This is a genomic window from Clostridium uliginosum (genome assembly GCF_900112485.1).
Taxonomy (GTDB): domain Bacteria; phylum Bacillota; class Clostridia; order Clostridiales; family Clostridiaceae; genus Clostridium; species Clostridium uliginosum.
The window spans coordinates 128,348-144,688 of the sequence record NZ_FOMG01000004.1 but is presented as its reverse complement, the minus strand read 5'-3'; the positions used below and the strand labels follow the sequence as shown (position 1 = coordinate 144,688).

Annotated in this window: 15 protein-coding genes; 11 read left to right on the top strand and 4 right to left on the bottom strand. The window is 29.9% G+C overall.

Annotation, left to right across the window (positions count from 1 at the left end; genetic code table 11):
* The 8 genes from BM027_RS04490 to BM027_RS04455 form a co-directional block, all read left to right on the top strand.
* Positions 1–759: FAD-dependent oxidoreductase (locus BM027_RS04490; RefSeq protein ID WP_175559939.1), on the top strand; the 759-nt coding region annotated here is incomplete at its 5' end.
* A 1-nt stretch (position 760) separates the two neighbouring features.
* Positions 761–1,933, top strand: a complete 1,173-nt coding sequence (locus tag BM027_RS04485; protein WP_090089170.1) for an NAD(P)/FAD-dependent oxidoreductase — start codon at positions 761–763, stop codon at positions 1,931–1,933.
* Between the two features lie 151 nt (positions 1,934–2,084).
* Complete coding sequence (locus tag BM027_RS04480) at positions 2,085–3,269, top strand: 4Fe-4S dicluster domain-containing protein (protein WP_090089168.1); 1,185 nt, start codon at positions 2,085–2,087, stop codon at positions 3,267–3,269.
* Between the two features lie 14 nt (positions 3,270–3,283).
* Entirely contained in the window at positions 3,284–3,625 is a 342-nt protein-coding gene (gene hypA / locus BM027_RS04475; RefSeq protein ID WP_090089166.1) for a hydrogenase maturation nickel metallochaperone HypA, read from the top strand.
* 2 nt (positions 3,626–3,627) lie between these two features.
* A complete protein-coding gene (gene hypB / locus BM027_RS04470) occupies positions 3,628–4,272 on the top strand; it encodes a hydrogenase nickel incorporation protein HypB (RefSeq protein WP_090089164.1) in 645 nt (214 codons plus the stop codon).
* 153 nt (positions 4,273–4,425) lie between these two features.
* Entirely contained in the window at positions 4,426–5,487 is a 1,062-nt protein-coding gene (locus BM027_RS04465) for an energy-coupling factor ABC transporter permease (protein WP_090089160.1), read from the top strand.
* Positions 5,488–5,508: 21 nt separating this feature from the next.
* Positions 5,509–6,327 (top strand): cobalt ECF transporter T component CbiQ, encoded by an 819-nt coding sequence (gene cbiQ, locus BM027_RS04460; RefSeq protein ID WP_090089157.1) that lies wholly within the window; start codon positions 5,509–5,511, stop codon positions 6,325–6,327.
* A gap of 9 nt (positions 6,328–6,336) precedes the next feature.
* Complete coding sequence (locus tag BM027_RS04455) at positions 6,337–7,104, top strand: energy-coupling factor ABC transporter ATP-binding protein (protein ID WP_090089154.1); 768 nt, start codon at positions 6,337–6,339, stop codon at positions 7,102–7,104.
* A 74-nt stretch (positions 7,105–7,178) separates the two neighbouring features.
* Here BM027_RS04455 and BM027_RS04450 read toward each other — a convergent pair whose 3' ends face one another.
* Positions 7,179–8,102 carry a DUF5692 family protein gene (locus BM027_RS04450; RefSeq protein ID WP_090089145.1) on the bottom strand — a complete coding sequence of 308 codons (924 nt, stop codon included), beginning with the start codon at positions 8,100–8,102 and terminating at the stop codon, positions 7,179–7,181.
* Between the two features lie 582 nt (positions 8,103–8,684).
* On the opposite strand from BM027_RS04450, the gene BM027_RS04445 reads away from it, so the two are divergent.
* Positions 8,685–9,707: a sugar ABC transporter substrate-binding protein gene (locus tag BM027_RS04445; RefSeq protein ID WP_090089142.1), complete on the top strand. Its 1,023-nt coding sequence runs from the start codon at positions 8,685–8,687 to the stop codon at positions 9,705–9,707.
* Positions 9,708–9,950: 243 nt separating this feature from the next.
* Here the strand turns inward: BM027_RS04445 and BM027_RS04440 are convergent, their stop codons facing one another.
* Together BM027_RS04440 and BM027_RS18180 are read right to left on the bottom strand one after the other, a co-directional pair.
* Positions 9,951–10,799, bottom strand: a complete 849-nt coding sequence (locus BM027_RS04440; protein WP_090089140.1) for an ABC transporter substrate-binding protein — start codon at positions 10,797–10,799, stop codon at positions 9,951–9,953.
* A gap of 137 nt (positions 10,800–10,936) precedes the next feature.
* Positions 10,937–11,269, bottom strand: a complete 333-nt coding sequence (locus BM027_RS18180) for a hypothetical protein (protein ID WP_175559938.1) — start codon at positions 11,267–11,269, stop codon at positions 10,937–10,939.
* Between the two features lie 571 nt (positions 11,270–11,840).
* On the opposite strand from BM027_RS18180, the gene BM027_RS04430 reads away from it, so the two are divergent.
* The gene (locus BM027_RS04430; RefSeq protein WP_090089138.1) at positions 11,841–12,299 is read left to right on the top strand and encodes a hypothetical protein; all 459 of its coding nucleotides are present in this window, start codon (positions 11,841–11,843) and stop codon (positions 12,297–12,299) included.
* 142 nt (positions 12,300–12,441) lie between these two features.
* Here BM027_RS04430 and BM027_RS04425 read toward each other — a convergent pair whose 3' ends face one another.
* Positions 12,442–12,993 carry a 3D domain-containing protein gene (locus tag BM027_RS04425; protein ID WP_090089135.1) on the bottom strand — a complete coding sequence of 184 codons (552 nt, stop codon included), beginning with the start codon at positions 12,991–12,993 and terminating at the stop codon, positions 12,442–12,444.
* A gap of 367 nt (positions 12,994–13,360) precedes the next feature.
* Between BM027_RS04425 and BM027_RS04420 the strand changes: the two genes are divergently transcribed.
* A complete protein-coding gene (locus BM027_RS04420) occupies positions 13,361–16,327 on the top strand; it encodes a sigma 54-interacting transcriptional regulator (protein ID WP_090089134.1) in 2,967 nt (988 codons plus the stop codon).
* Positions 16,328–16,341: the final 14 nt, after the last annotated feature.

Genomic DNA, 16,341 nt, shown 5'->3' with positions numbered 1-16,341 from the left:
GTATGTTTAGAAGATAAAGATACTATTCCAGCTCCAGCTTCAGAAGTTATAGAAGCTTTAGAGGAAGGCGTTGAAATAATTACTGGTGCATCTCCAAAAGAAATTAACGCAACTTGGATTCATGTTTCAGGTGTTACATTTAAGAAAGTTAGTAAAATGGGAGTTGATGAAAGTGGTAAATTCGTAGTTGAAACTATAGAAGATTCAGATTTTGAAATTCCTTGTGATACTGTAATATTTGCAACAGGACAAAAAGTGGACGTTGCCACTATGACTCGAAAATCTAATTTAGCCTTATTACCAAACGGAAAAATAGCTATAGATGAAAATATGAAAACTAATATACCTAAAGTTTTTGCCTGTGGTGATGCTGCTTTTGGTTCCAAATGTAGTGTAGTTTATGCAATGGCTTCAGGAAGAAAAGCAGCTCTTGCCATTGATAATATGATTTGGGACAGAGAATTAGATCTTAATGTAGAACATGTATTGCATAAAGCTCCAATAAGTGAAATGCTATATCCAGTTAGATTTGAAAGATTATATCCTCAAAAAGTTAAGAGAATTAAAGAGTTTGAAGAATTTGAAGAAGTTGAAATCAGCTTTACTAAAAAGCAAGCACAGCTCGAAGCTCGTAGATGTATGAAATGTGGATATGAAAAAGTTACTTCAGATAGTTGTATAGGATGTGGCGTATGTGCTGCTAATTGTCCACAAAACGCTATTACTATGGTAAATCCTAACCTAAAGGAGGGCAAATAAAATGAGAATTATTGAAAGAGATGTAATTGTTGTTGGTGCAGGCCCTGGTGGATCAATATGTGCATCATATCTTGCAAGAGCAGGAGTAGATGTATTACTTATGGATAAAGAAGTATTTCCAAGAGATAAACCTTGTGCTGATGCTCAAACTGGAAACACAATGAAACACGTTATTGAGCTTGGTGCTGATACAGAAATTAAAGAATTAGGTATACTTGCAAACTATCTTAAAGTTGTATCTGCAAATTATGAAGAAACAATTGCACCAACAAGTGGTGCTTATATTACACCACGTTGGCTATTTGACGATTTAATGAAGCGCACAGCAGTTAGACATGGTGCAGAATGCTTAGAAGATTGTTGGGTAAATGATGTAATTAAGGAAGATGGATATGTTGTTGGCGTAAAAGCTAAATATCAAGGTGAATTTATTGAAGTTCGTTCAAAGCTTGTAATTGGTGCTGATGGTTCTCATTCTGTTGTTGCAAAAGCTGTTGGAATGTTCCCTGAATATTCAGGTTCAATTGCTCCTGCTTTAAGAACATATTTTACAGGGGTTGAACTTGATCCCAAATTAGCTCCTAAAGGATATATTGAACTTCATTTTGATGAAAGAGTTAAACCAGCTTATATTTGGGTGTTCCCAAGTGGTAAGGATGGTATAAAAGATGGTTTCTGCAATGTTGGTATGGGAGTTGCAGACAGAGATAGCTATGATGGCTGGTCATTAGAAGAAAGGTTCTACGATTGGGTTGAAAATAGTCCTTATGGAGAACGTTTCAAAAGAGCTAAACAAGTTGCGCCTTGGAAGGGATGGAGAGTACCTGATGCACACCAAAGGTTAAGAAATTGTGGTAATGGTTTCATGCTAATTGGAGATGCAGGTTCTACAGTTATTCCTCTTGTTGATGAAGGTATATCTGCTGCTGCTGATAGTGGTAAGTTTGCCGCTGATGCTGCAATAGAGGCTTTAAAAGAAAATAATTTTTCTGATGAATTTTTATATGAAAGATATCCAATGAAATTTGATGAAATGTATAATGATAGAATTAAAACTATTAAACTTGTTCAAGAATCTATGTATGATCCTAACGTTACAAATACAATGGTTCATAAATTTAATACAGACCTAAAGTTTAAAGAAGCTGCATTTAAGAAAATGTTTAAAGCTTAAGGCACATTCAAATAAATAGACTAGTATACTGACTTTTTATTTATTTTCATGTGCCTAAAGCTAGCAACATATAAATTTAGGTACATGGGAATAAGTAACAAATTACTGTGCTAGTATATTTTTATGTGCCTTATTTGGAGGTTAATAATATATGTCAAAGGAATTAAGAGAAAAATATAAGGTTCTTGCTGGTCTTATGAATGGTAAATCTCAGCTGAAGGTTTCAGTTGTTTCTGGTTTAATTGATTGCTATGAAATTATGATGACTGAAGAAGAATGTGACTTTTTATTAAGTTTAGGTTCAAAAGTCGTAAAAAGAGAAGATTTAAGATCTTTATCTCCCTTAAGTGATGAAGACTATGAAAAATTTATTCATAATATATTAAATAAAGGAATGATATGGTTAAAGTATAAAGAAGATGGTGTATATGCAGAACTTTCACCAATATTTCCTGGCTGGGTTGAAATTTCATTATCAAATGGGGGAGAAACTGAAAAACAAGTTGCATTAGCTAAAAAGTTCGCTTCGCTATTACAATTAAAAAGAAAAGTAAATGTTCTTCCACTGAGAAAGTATTTTAATTATAAATATGAGATCAAAAAGAACAATGAAATTGCTCCAATTAGTATTGCAACTGCTGGTGGAAATAGAGAAAAGAAAAGTATTATTTTAGATAAAGAAGTTGAAAGTGCTGAAAATGTAATTAGTATTGCAAATGAAGTTTACGATATGTTAGATCGTCTACCAAAGGATTATCCAATTGCTGTAATTACTTGTTTCTGCCGTTACCTACATCGTCAAGTTGGTGAAACTTGCCGTTTTAATTTACCAGAAGAAGCTTGTATTCAAATTGGAAGCTTTGCACAGCAAATGGTTGAGTATGACGTAGGTCACTACATTACAATAGATGAAGCAAGAGAAATCATAAAAGAATGTGAAGCTAAAGGTGCATTTCATAATATATATCATTATGGACTAAATACAGAAAATCCTGTTATATCAATTTGTAATTGTTGCTGGGACTGTTGCTGTTTACATGGAGTATTTAATCGTGGAGGTTTGTCTCCTATGTTTTTGAAAGCTCATTATAAAGCAACCATTAAAGATGAAAGCAAGTGTATAAAATGTAATAAATGTAATAGTTTCTGTCCTGCTAACTGCACAGGTATTAAAGACGGAAAATTATTTTTAGATGATACTCACTGTATTGGATGTGGACAATGTGCATACCAATGTCCAGAAAATGTAAGAGAAATGATACATGAAGAACGTAAAGTATTTGTTCCTTCACTTTCTAAAGATAAAGTAAGGATTAAGAAAAAATATGAACTTTAAGGTGGCAAGATAATATGCATGAAACAGCTGTGCTTTCTGAAGTTGTAAATATTGTTGTAACAGCAGCAAAAAATAATGAAATAGAGAAAATTACAAAAGTTGTACTTCGTATAGGAGAGTTTTCCTGTATTCAAGAGGATCAATTAATGTTTAGTTATGATATAATCACCCAAAATACAATACTAGAAGGTTCAAATTTAGTTATTGAATGGGTTCAAGCAATGGCATACTGCAATAACTGTAATAAAACCTTCCCAATATCCTTTACGCATAAAGAATGTCCAACTTGTCATAAATTTAGCGAAGAAATTGTATCTGGCTACGAAACACACGTATACAATATAGAAGGAGAATGACAATGAAAACAATTGAAATTAATGAAAGTGTCTATAAAAAAAATGAAGCTCTTGCGGGGATTCTAAAAGATAATCTTCATGAGAAGAATAAAAAATTAATTAATTTTTTAGGCTCACCAGGGTCAGGAAAAACTACTTTGCTAGAGTCTATTATTAAAACTATTGATAATCCTAAAAAAATTGCAGTAATCGAAGGCGATTTATACACTGACAAAGATGCTAAGCGTATTGAAAAATTAGGTGTTAAAACTGTTCAGCTTAATACTAAGGGTGCTTGTCATCTTGAAGCTGGAGCTATATCAGAAGCTATTAATAATCTTGATATAAGCGAAGCTGAAACTATTATTATTGATAATATTGGTAATTTAGTTTGTACTGCTGAATTTGACTTAGGTGAAGATATGAGGGTAGCTGTTATGAGTGTTACAGAAGGTAATGATAAGCCACTAAAATATCCTCTTATGTTCCAAACAACTAATGTAATTGTACTAAATAAAATTGATATATTACCTTATACTGATTTTGATTTGGATGAATTTTATAAGGATATTAAAGATTTAAATCCAAATGTAAAAATATTTGAGGTATCAGCGACTAAAGGTTATGGAGTAGCTGAATTTTGTGACTACTTAACTAATTTTAAATAAATCAAATTAATAATAAGTAAATAAGTAGTTTAATTACTCCATCCACTTTACTTATACTTATACTTATATCAACACTCTGCTAAAACAGCGCTAAATAAAAAGTTAGATTTTTAATGAAATTCAAGTAAAATTCAAATATAGGAGGGTATACTTATGCATATGGCAGATGCTTTAATTTCACCTGTTGTTGGTGGAACCATGTGGGTTGCAACGATTGGAGTTGCAGCTTATTCAATTAAAAAAGTTAAAAATGATATAGACGAAAAGAAAGTTCCTTTAATGGGAGTCATGGGAGCCTTTGTTTTTGCGGCTCAAATGATTAACTTTTCTATTCCTGGTACAGGCTCTAGTGGTCATTTAGGTGGTGGATTATTATTAGCTATACTACTTGGACCCTATGCAGGATTCCTTACTATGGCATCTATTCTTACAATACAATGTCTATTTTTTGCAGATGGTGGACTTTTAGCACTTGGTTGTAATATTTTTAATTTAGGTTTTTACACCTGTTTTTTAGCTTATCCTTTGATTTATAAACGTATAACTAATAAAGGTTATTCTAAAAAACGAATATTTTCGGCAGCGATGATATCAGCTATAATAGGACTACAACTTGGTGCCTTTAGTGTTGTTATTGAAACCTTATTGTCAGGTAAAACTGAATTACCTTTTAGCTCCTTTGTACTTTTAATGCAACCTATTCATCTTGCTATTGGAGTTGTAGAGGGTATTGTAGTAACTTCAATTGTAAGTTTTGTTTGGAAAATGCGTCCTGAACTAATAGAAAATACAAATCTTGGACAGCCCATAGGAAATATTTCAATTAAAAAGGTAATTATAAGTTTTGCTATAATGACTTTAGTTGTTGGTGGTGTTTTATCGTGGTTTGCTTCAGCAAATCCAGATGGTCTTGAATGGGCTATGTTTAAAAGTTCTGGAAAAGAAGAACTTCAAGCAACAACTAGTATTCATAAAACCATGGAAGAAATTCAAGATAAGACAGCAATATTACCAGATTATAACTTTAAGGCGACAGAGGCAGTTAATGCTGAAAGTACTGATGTAAATGTATCAGAAGAGGCCTGGCCTTCTGTAAGTGCAGGAACTAGTATTTCAGGATTTGTTGGAGGTATATTAACACTAATACTTGCTTCTATTATTGGTTTTATGCTAAGTATATTTAAGAAAAAAACAAAGGTAGAACGGGTTAAATAATCATTATCGATTGGATTTGATATGCATATGGAAAAGTCATTATATAATATAAGATATTTAGATGAACTTAGTGACAAAAAAACTATTATTCATAATATACATCCACTTGCAAAAGTATTAACAACAATTATTTATTTAATAATTGTTGTTTCTTTTAGCAAATATGAAATTAGCGGGTTATTGCCTCTAATTTTATATCCTATGATTTTGATGATACTAGCAGATATTAAAATTATGCTAATTATTAAAAGGATTTTAGTAGTTTTACCCTTTGGTATTGGTGTTGGTATTTTTAATCCTTTATTAGATCATACCCGTATACTAATTATAGGAAATATATCTATTTCAGGTGGATGGATATCATTTGTTTCTATCTTAATTAAATGTATATTAACAGTTACAGCCTCACTAATCCTTATAGCCACAACTGGAATGAATAAAATTGCATTAGTATTAAGAGTCTTAAAAGTCCCTAAATTATTTGTTATGCAACTTCTACTTACTTATCGTTATATTACTGTATTAATTGAAGAAGTCACTCGAATAACTCGAGCATATTCCGTGCGTTCCTCTTCACAAAAAGGAATAAAGTTTAAAGATTGTGGTTGTCTTATTGGTCAACTTTTAATTCGAACTATAGATAGAGCTGAACGTATATATATATCTATGTGCTGTAGGGGTTTTGAAAGCGATTATAATATAGGCAATAATTTGAAAATGAAACTTAATGATTACTTACATACTGTAAGTTGGATAATATTTTTTATAATAATAAGATGTTTTAACATACCTAAACTAATAAGCTTAATTATGACAGGAGTGATTAAATGTTATATTTAGTGATTATAGATGAGTGATCATATAGTTGAAGCAAGAAATTTACATTTTGCCTATCCTGATGGACAATGTGCTATTGACGAAGTTTCTTTCACAGTAAATAGGGGAGAATCTATAGGCATTGTTGGCACTAATGGTGCTGGAAAATCAACATTACTACTTCTTCTTCTTGGAATTTTATTTCCTTGCACAGGAGATATTAATATTGCAAATATTCCAGTAACGAAAAAAAACCTATCTCATGTAAGGGAAAAAATAGGTATGGTTTTTCAAAATCCTGATGACCAATTATTTATGCCAACAGTATATGATGATGTAGCTTTTGGCCCTCGTAATTATAAATTGGACGAGGATGAAGTTTCAAAAAGAGTACTAAACGCACTCCAGACTGTGGGAATTTCACATTTAAAAAATCGTGCTCCATACCGGCTTTCTGGTGGAGAAAAACGTGCTGCTACTATTGCCTCAGTACTATCTATGCATATTGATCTTTTAATTATGGATGAGCCAACAGCATCACTAGACCCTAAATCCAGACGACGTATTATAAATCTTCTTAAAAGCTTTGATCACACAAAAATTATAGCTACACATGATCTTGATATGATATTTGAACTGTGCGAAAGAACAATCATATTAAAAGAAGGTAAAATAATGGCAGATGGGGTTACCTCAGAAATATTAGTTGATGAAGAACTTATGGAAACATGTAATCTTGAGATACCACTAAGTGTACAAAATTGTCCACGATGTAAGGCACATTCAAAAAATAATAGATAGACACGGCCAGTATTATGTCTTTATAGGGATTGAAAAAGCCACCTGTTTTACGGGTGGCTTTTACTATTATAATATTATTCAGCTAATGTTTTAATTTCCTTGTAGCTCTCAAGGTCTGTATAAAGTTCGCTCTTTATAGGATTACGTTTTGTCTTAACAATCTTGTAAATATAGTATACAAATACTGCGATATTTGATAATAATGCTGCTAAGCTTACGATAAATAAAGCAGTTGTGTTATGTGATGATCTAACTGCAAATTGAGATTGATCAATGAAACTAGGACATGTCATTGCAAACATGCACCACAATGCAAGTGTTTGTGCACGATGTTGTAACCAAGCACCTTTCTTTATAAAGAAAGCGGCAATTGTAGGAGCAAAAAGTAATGCTATACCACAGTACCATGCATGGTTAGGTAAGCAATTATATGTGTATGCAAAGTTCCAAACATCATATGCTATAATCCAGAACCAAAGCATATCAGGCCATAACATATCTTTGCTCTTATCCTTACTGATACAGATTCCAAACCAACCTGTAATTGTAATGATATTTAAGATACCAGCAATTCCATTCATAATATTCCAAGAACCGCTTAAAGTAACCATTCCCTCAAATACTTCTTTATTAAGATGTAGTCCGTAAATTTGGAAATCACGTGCTACTGCTTCACAAATATTGATTGCTAAAATTAATGGTGGGAAACATAAAGCCCACTTTTTGCCACTAGCACCTTTTATATGTCTAATTAGAAAGAAACCAATACATCCTGCTAGTGATGAATATACTTTAGCATAATGGAACCAATCATTTACGCTTGTCCCTTCAGTAGTTTTTGGCCATACAACAAAAGTAAGAAATAACGGTAAGATAATGAAAAGTAATAGTCCACCCCATTTAAATCTGCGGCCTAATTCATTAAGTACAATTAACATTAAGAATACGAATAGCAACATAAGCCAGTTTGAAAAAGGCTGTGATTCAAAAAAAAACATAATTAATCCCCCTTAGTAAAAAATACAATTATTAGAGTATTTTTTAATCCAATTTTATATAATTAATTAATATATTCTACGTATTTGAATAGTGTTTTATGACTTAATTTCTGTAATATTTAAGTATTATTGTTTATGTTTACTTGAAATTGTCAAAAAAATGTAGCATATACACCTTTGAAATAAAGTATTTCTGATATTAATTCAACTTAGTAATTAGACCAGATTAATATTAGAAAAAATTTAGAATTCAGAATAGTATTTGTATAAATATTTACTTGAAAAACAGCATAATATTTTAATTTTAAAGTAATAATCTTTACGCAGATGTAAAAGTAAGATATATCAGTATAGATAATTTGCATTACTGCAAAACAAGACTCATATAAAGTACCAGTAATAATATTATTATGTCAGATTATAAATATAGTTTCATGGATAGCAACCAAGTTAATAATAATAGCTTGAGAAGTCATGATATCTGCCCCATTACGGCTGGGAAAAGTCTTCAGTAAATTTAACAATATATCCATAAGCTGAATATTTTAATTATTAGGTGAATAATTAAAATAGGAGGTAAGTATGTACCTATCTATACCAGATGTTTTTTTTGTACCAGTTTCTTATTATGAAGAAGATGTATTAAATATAAAAAAATCAGTTAAAAATTCACAGAGAAAGGAAATAGTAATAGGTGTAGCTTTAATTTCACAAAGAGAAGATAGGTGGGTTAGGGAGAAGATCGCAATGGAAGAATATGCCAATAAAAAAGGAGTTACATTAAAGCTGGAAAATGCTGAATACGATTTTGCCAAACAGGTTGAACAAGTAGATTATTTAATTTCACAGGGGATTGATGTATTGATTTTGCTACCAGTAGATGAATCAAATTTAAATTCAGCAGATATGGTTCAAAAGGCTCATGAAGCGGGAATTAAGGTGATATCCTATGATGCACTTATAAGAAATAGTGATGTAGATTTATATATTTCTTTTAATAACGAAAGGGTAGGAGAACTTCAGGGAAGGTTTCTTATTGAGAAAGTTCCTAAGGGAATTTATTTTATTATGTATGGAACTCCTGATATTTGGTTTAAGAAAGGAGCAATGAAATATATACAACCTTTGGCTGATGTAGGAAATATAAGGATAGTTGCAGATAAGGCAATTAAAGGTTGGGATCCAAGGCTTGCTTTTAATATAGTGAAAGATGTTTTAGATGAGAATAAAAATAAAATTGATGCTATATTAGCACCAAATGATCCTATAGCAGGTGTTACAATTCAAGTATTAAAAGAACGGGGGTTAGCCGGTAAGGTAGCAGTAACAGGACAAGATGCAGACTTAGCTGCTGTTCGAAGAATAATTGAAGGAACTCAATCAATGACAGTATTCAAGGATACTAGAGAATTAGGCAAGACTGCTATAGATGCTGCAATAAAATTAGCCAATGGTGAGCCTATAGATATAACTAAAATGGTAAACAATGGTAAAATAGACTTGCCTTCAATTCTTATTGCACCAATAGCTATAGATAAGAATAATATAAAAAGTGTTCTTATAGATAGTGGATATTTAAAGGAAAGTGAAGTTTATCAAAGATAATAGGAACTAAAGTAGCTTAAAGTGAAAACTTTAGTTTGGATATAATAATAAAAAATTAGGAAAGTCATAAGACCTTCCTAATTATTTCTATTTAAAGCAACTATTATTTCTGTATTGATAAGCTTAGTATTGATTACCCAAGTGATTTTTAAAGTAAGCGACATATTAAAATTGAATATAAATTTATGTTTAAATCTAGTTTATATCCAAATTATTTAGAATAAGAAAGATTAAATAATATTATCAGTATAAATACTTATCACTTAATCCATATTTTTCGAGAATTTTATTGATGGTTTTATCTTTTTTCATATCATCAATTTTTTTATTCATTGCATTTAGTAAATTAACATCACTTTTCCTTACTCCTATTCCTATGATTGCAGGGGCTTCTTGGCTATATGGTTGTAGTATTTTTAAATAGAGATTTTCTTTAACTAATAGGTATTCTCCAATAATAGAATCCGTTATACCAGCATCTATTTTTTTTACGCTTATTGCTGATAATAATTCAGGTATACTTTCAAAAATCACTACATCTTTTACCTTGCCTTCTTTTTTCCACTTTTCTGCTAAATCCATATACACTGATCCACTTTGTGCTCCAACAACTGCATTCTTTAAATCTTCTTTAAAATTGATTCGTGAAACTTTCGGCACAATGATAGCTTCTGACTCTTTATACAATGGGTCAGTAAAAGCTACTAATTCTTTACGTTTCTCTGTAATAATAATTCCACTAGCTGCTACATCTATGTTATCATCAGTATTTAGTTTCTCAAGTAAATCTGGAAATGGAGCTACTTTCATTTCCACTTTACTAACGCCTAGTTCTTTTGCAATTACATTCATGATATCTATATCTATTCCAGTGGGTTGATTTGTCTTAGTATCTATAAAAGCAAATGGAGCAAGATCAGATGTTAAAATCGTCAATACTCCTTTTTCTTTAATTTTTTCCAGCCTATCCTTACTTTCTATATTGTTTGAAGTTAAATTATTAGTGATTTCTGCACTACATACTTTAGATAATCCAATACAATTTATAAGTAGAAGAGCTACAATTATTATTTTTCTATAATTTTTTTTCATAAATAATATCCTCCTTAAAAATCATTACTCTATTAAAAAGTATTATAAAACTACTCAACTAAAAATTACTTTATAACATTATTTTAAGGAGGTTTTTAATAAAAATACATATATTATATATTTATTATATAAATAAATTAGAATAATGTATTAGGTTTAGAAGACTTTAAGCCATTTGCCTGTTCAATCCTTTCCTCAGTTGGTTGATAATTAGCTTTTGAGTTTGGCAGATAAAGTCTCTTAAATTTTTTAAAATCAGAAGGACCAGGTTTTAATATAGAAGGATTTAAGCCATTTGCACATTCAACGTTTTCCGCACTTGGACGATAACCAGCTTTTAATGTTGATGGATAAAGTGCTTTAAAGTTTCCAATATTAGAAGTACTATTTTCTGATGAATGCATTTCAGGCATTTCTTCTTGTGTATAATCTCTTTGGGTTTGATTATCTGGAATTTTTTCTTTGTTCATAGCAATCACTCCTAACGTAATAGTTTTAAGATTCATTTATAATATTTATATATTAGGCTAGAACATAACTAAACTAAATTTAGTTATGTTATTATTGTTTGAAAAAGTAGGTCTATTAATCCATGAAATATTTAGGCTTTAGAGAATAGAATGGTAAAGTTGTTTTATAATTATATGTATAGTAGTTTTATAAAAAAATATCAAATGTATAATTGCAATTACTTTTTTATGATTAATTTTTTTCAAAAAGATTTGATAATAAAACAAGTTATTGATTAAATTTTATAGTATAAGTGATTTAAAAGAGGAAGTTTATTATCAAAGGAGATATTCATGCAAAATAATAAAAAATACTGGAATGTTAGAGGTACTAAATAGATAAAGTTTAAAAGTTTTAAAGGGGGGCAGTTATAGGTTATAATAGTAAGTATATATAATGGTTTTAAAGAAAGAATGTGAAATTCTATATTGATTTTAATGAAATAATAAAAAAGTACTCACATTATCTTAGTAAGAGAAGAGTTGAATTTATATTGGAGTTACTTAAACATAGAATTGAGGAGGTCAAGAGATGCTCATTCCAAAGTCAAAATTAGAGACTGTAGAACTAATGAATGAAGAATATTATTTAGGGGACTTATCTTATGATTTAGTATGTGAAGAATATAGTTTTGAGAAAAATGAAGAAATTGATGATCTCAGTTTATATCCTGCTGAATTCTATGGATTATTCAATAGAAAGATTAGGGAAGTTTCAAGTGATGTTATAAGAGAATTCATAGTTGATAGAATAATACCTTACAATAGAATGAATTTAGATTGTTATTTAGAATATTATAACTTAGAATATTGGGATGAATGGGAAGTATTTTTAGCAGCAAAGGGAATGTGTTTTTTAGATACATTTTGGATAAGAAAAGATAAAAGTGAAAATTATAAAAATCATATTAGATTCACTAATTCTGTTAGAGATGATTTGCTTACAGAGGAATATTTTATTAACAAGAAATTTTCTAAAGTTAGAGGTTAAAATATAGTAGTATAGAACTATAGAAAAAAATGAGGGTCGCATAATGTAGGATCTTATTTTTATAAGAATTTAGACCACAATAGTATTCACAAAGTTCATATTACTATTTTGATGAATTTACGGTATCTGTACTATTTTTATATTATTTAACTATATAGCCTTGAACTTTTTGTACTCCATAGCTGCTTATTCTTTGTGAGTAATGTTTATTACTTTCACCAGGTTCTCTTTCTATAAAGACATCTAATCTGTTGTCTACACCAAAATATTTATTAGAGCCTTTATCATTAACAATAACTTGTCCATAACCTTCTAAATATATGTTAGTGTTTTGAGGGATTACGTTATTAGCGACACCACCTCGTGATAGTGGTTTGTTTTGACAAGTAACTGCACCTGCGCTACTATTTTCAGATTCAAGAGATGTATAAAAAGTGAGTATAAACTCTTTCCATTCAGGCTCATTCGTTTTCTCATCCTTTTCTTTTGCTAATTCTTTTTGTTTCATTTTTTCATATTGCATTTCCGTAGGATTTCCATTTAAATCTGTTTTGTCTTTATGTATCATTTCTATGCTCTTATCTTCTACAACATCTGTTGTTAAAGCTTTAAATGGTGTTATTATGCTTATATTGTAAGTACTAAATAAAAATATAAAACTTAATAAGCATATTATCCTCTTTATTTTTAGCATTTATCCACTCTCCTTCGTTGATACTATTTAATGCAATATTTTTTAAAATTATAACATAAATGTAAAAAAATAACAAATGACTGTATGAGTTATTTAAAAATGAAAGGTAGTGTAACAAGCAATTAATTAAACAAATACTAAAGAAGAACTTATGAAAGTTAAATTTAGTATATATATTCTGAAGAATATGCAGAAATAACATGAATTCTTGGAAGCTACATGGCTAATGTGGTAATATATTACTATATGAGGCATATTCAAAAAATAACAAGTCAGTATGCCTAATAACGATAATTGTAAAATAAATAAGAATCAATTAAAACTAATTAAAGATATCTATAATCAAATTATACGAGGGGGAAGAATTTTGATTGGAAATAAAATACTGGAACTAATTAAGAATGAGGACAAAAGAAAACCATTAACTGATAGTGAAATTGCTAGGTCGGTAAATACAACTAGAGAATATATAACTCAATTTAGAATAGAGAAAAATATAAATAATTCTCGCCAAAGAAAAGAATCAATTTTACATGATGATATAAAGAAACTAATAATTGAAGATAAAGATATTTCAGACAGGCAATTATGTAAAAAATTATCTCTTCTTGGCTATAATATTTCTAGATATTCTGTGACACTGATAAAAAAAAATATAATTGCAGAAATGTTTCCGCAGAACTTGGATGTAGTAGAAAGTGTGGCGGAAAACTTAACAGAAGTTAAACCTTTGGTAAACGTAAACATGAAAGAAATAAGTGATGAAGAAAGTATAGATACAATTAATCAAGAAAATAAGGAAAAAAATAATTATTTAAGAAAAATTATTGGATATCATGGGTCATTAAAAAATGCAATTAGTCAAGCTGAGGCTGCAGTGTTATATCCTCCGCATGGACTTCATACGCTTTTGCTAGGACCATCAGGTGTTGGAAAAAGTTTTTTCGCAGAATCTATGTATAATTTTGCAATTAATTCTTCGTACTTTGGGAAAAATGCACCATTTATAATATTTAACTGTGCTGATTATGTAGAAAATCCACAATTACTTCTTTCTCAACTATTTGGTTATAGTAAAGGTGCTTTTACCGGTGCTAATACAGACAAAGTTGGTTTAGTAGAGAAAGCAAATAATGGGATACTATTCTTGGATGAAGTACATAGATTGCCAAGCGAAGGACAAGAAATATTGTTCTATCTGTTGGATAAGGGAAAGTATAGAAGACTTGGTGAAACTGAAAATAGCAGAACAGCCAATGTAATGATAATAGCAGCAACCACAGAGGAGCCAGAATCATCATTATTGCTAACATTTAGAAGAAGAATACCAATGATAATTGAACTTCCTTCTATTAATAACAGACCAATTAATGAAAGATATGTACTAATTAAAAGTTTCTTTTCACAAGAATCAGCTAGAGTTGGAAAAGAACTCACCGTGAGTTATGATGTTATTAGGTCATTATTGTTATACAATTGTCCAGGGAATATAGGTCAATTAAGAAGTGATATACAAGTTGCATGTGCAAGAGGTTTTTTTAATTCATTAAGTAATAATTCAAATGAAGTCGTTATTGACATAAAAGATTTACCTAAGCACGTACCCTTAGGGATATTAAGCGTTGAGGATAGAGAACTAGTGTCAGAAGACATTTTTAATGAAGATTTGGTTATTACTCCTAATGATGTTGTTACTCAAAAATTAAAAGATGATAGATATACGCTACCAGATGAAATATATAACAATATAGAGGAGAAATATTATAAACTTGAAAAGCAGGGACTTAGTAAAGATGAAATTAATAAAATAATATGGAGTAAAATGGAGTTTAACTTAAATAAATTTGCAAAGAATATAGAATCAAATGTATTTTTTCCTAAGGAAGAATTAAAAAATATAATAGATGAAAAGATATTAAATGTGGTTGAAAATGTAATTAATATTGCCAAACAATATATAGAAAACATCCAGGAAAATTTTTATTATTGTATAGCAATGCACTTAAATTCAACCTATGATAGATTAAAACAGGGCAGGATAATAAAGAATCCTGAATCAGACTATATTAAAAAGGAATATTATAATGAGTATAGAATCGCAAAAATATTAACTAAAGAAATAAATAAAAGTTTAGACATTGAACTTCCGGAGGATGAAATAGGATTTATTGCCATGTATTTAAAAACGTTTTCAACAGTGGATAAAAATGTAAGTAGAGTGGCTGTTATTGTATTAAGCCATGGACATGTTGCTTGTGGTATGGCTGATGTAGCAAATAAGCTGTTAGGTACAAATCTTGCAGTAGGAATAGAAATGTCACTTGATGAAAGTCCTCAAAGTTTGCTTGAAAGAACTATAGAGATTGTAAAGAAAGTACATGAAGGAAAAGGATGCTTATTATTAGTAGATATGGGATCCTTGGTTACGTTTGGAGAAATCATCACTAAAGAAACAGGAATTCCAACAAAAGTTATTGGTAGGGTTGATACAGTAATGGTGTTAGAGGCTGTGAGAAGATCATTAATTACAAATAGTAATCTGCACGAAATTGCTAAAGCTCTTGATGGGGACAAAGTCTATGTTGGAAAAGTACAAGGCGTAAAGAAATATCTTAAAACCATAATTACAATATGTATAACTGGTGAAGGTACTGCTTTAAAAATAAAAAAATATCTTGAAGATGTATTGGGTAATGCAAATATAAATTTAAATATTATACCAATTGGAATTATGAATAGAAAGAATGCTCAAGATAAAATAATTAAGATTAGCAAAGACAATGATATAGCTGCAATTGTTGGAACGATTGACCCTGAACTAGAAAGTATTCCATTTATATCTTTTAAAGATATTCTGAAAGAATCAGGTAAATTAATATTAAAAGATTTACTAGGAATAGAGAGTATCAATCCTTTGATAAATGTAATTGATGAGGAACTAATACAGATTAGAAATGATATATTTACAAAAAGTGATTTAATAGAAGAAATGTGTAAATTGTTGATTACAAAAGGCAAGGTTAAAGAAAATTATACAATAAGTGTGTATAAGAGAGAAATGATGGGTGGAACACTTTTTGAAGGTACTTTTGGTATACCTCATGGTTTATCAGAGTTTGTAGAGAAATCATCCCTGGCTATTTTTAAACTTAATAATCCTATTTTATGGGACTATGATTGTAAGGTTGATATTATTATTATGTTGGCACTAAAAGAGAGTGATATTAAAATAGTTGAAAAACTATTTGACACTATATCAATGGCAGAAGTAGTTAATAGAATAAAACAAGCAAATTCGCCTAAAGAGATTTCAGATATATTGCTAAAAATGTAACAATATCAATACGG

Bases quoted from the DNA above. Each gene is read 5' to 3' on its own strand.
- BM027_RS04450 (WP_090089145.1), bottom strand. From the start codon at position 8,102: ATGTTTTTTTTTGAATCACAGCCTTTTTCAAACTGGCTTATGTTGCTA.
- BM027_RS04455 (WP_090089154.1), top strand. From the start codon at position 6,337: ATGAGTGATCATATAGTTGAAGCAAGAAATTTACATTTTGCCTATCCT.
- BM027_RS04480 (WP_090089168.1), top strand. From the start codon at position 2,085: ATGTCAAAGGAATTAAGAGAAAAATATAAGGTTCTTGCTGGTCTTATG.
- BM027_RS04465 (WP_090089160.1), top strand. From the start codon at position 4,426: ATGCATATGGCAGATGCTTTAATTTCACCTGTTGTTGGTGGAACCATG.
- BM027_RS04445 (WP_090089142.1), top strand. From the start codon at position 8,685: ATGTACCTATCTATACCAGATGTTTTTTTTGTACCAGTTTCTTATTAT.
- BM027_RS04430 (WP_090089138.1), top strand. From the start codon at position 11,841: ATGCTCATTCCAAAGTCAAAATTAGAGACTGTAGAACTAATGAATGAA.
- hypA (WP_090089166.1), top strand. From the start codon at position 3,284: ATGCATGAAACAGCTGTGCTTTCTGAAGTTGTAAATATTGTTGTAACA.
- BM027_RS18180 (WP_175559938.1), bottom strand. From the start codon at position 11,269: ATGAACAAAGAAAAAATTCCAGATAATCAAACCCAAAGAGATTATACA.
- BM027_RS04440 (WP_090089140.1), bottom strand. From the start codon at position 10,799: ATGAAAAAAAATTATAGAAAAATAATAATTGTAGCTCTTCTACTTATA.
- BM027_RS04485 (WP_090089170.1), top strand. From the start codon at position 761: ATGAGAATTATTGAAAGAGATGTAATTGTTGTTGGTGCAGGCCCTGGT.
- cbiQ (WP_090089157.1), top strand. From the start codon at position 5,509: ATGCATATGGAAAAGTCATTATATAATATAAGATATTTAGATGAACTT.
- hypB (WP_090089164.1), top strand. From the start codon at position 3,628: ATGAAAACAATTGAAATTAATGAAAGTGTCTATAAAAAAAATGAAGCT.
- BM027_RS04425 (WP_090089135.1), bottom strand. From the start codon at position 12,993: ATGCTAAAAATAAAGAGGATAATATGCTTATTAAGTTTTATATTTTTA.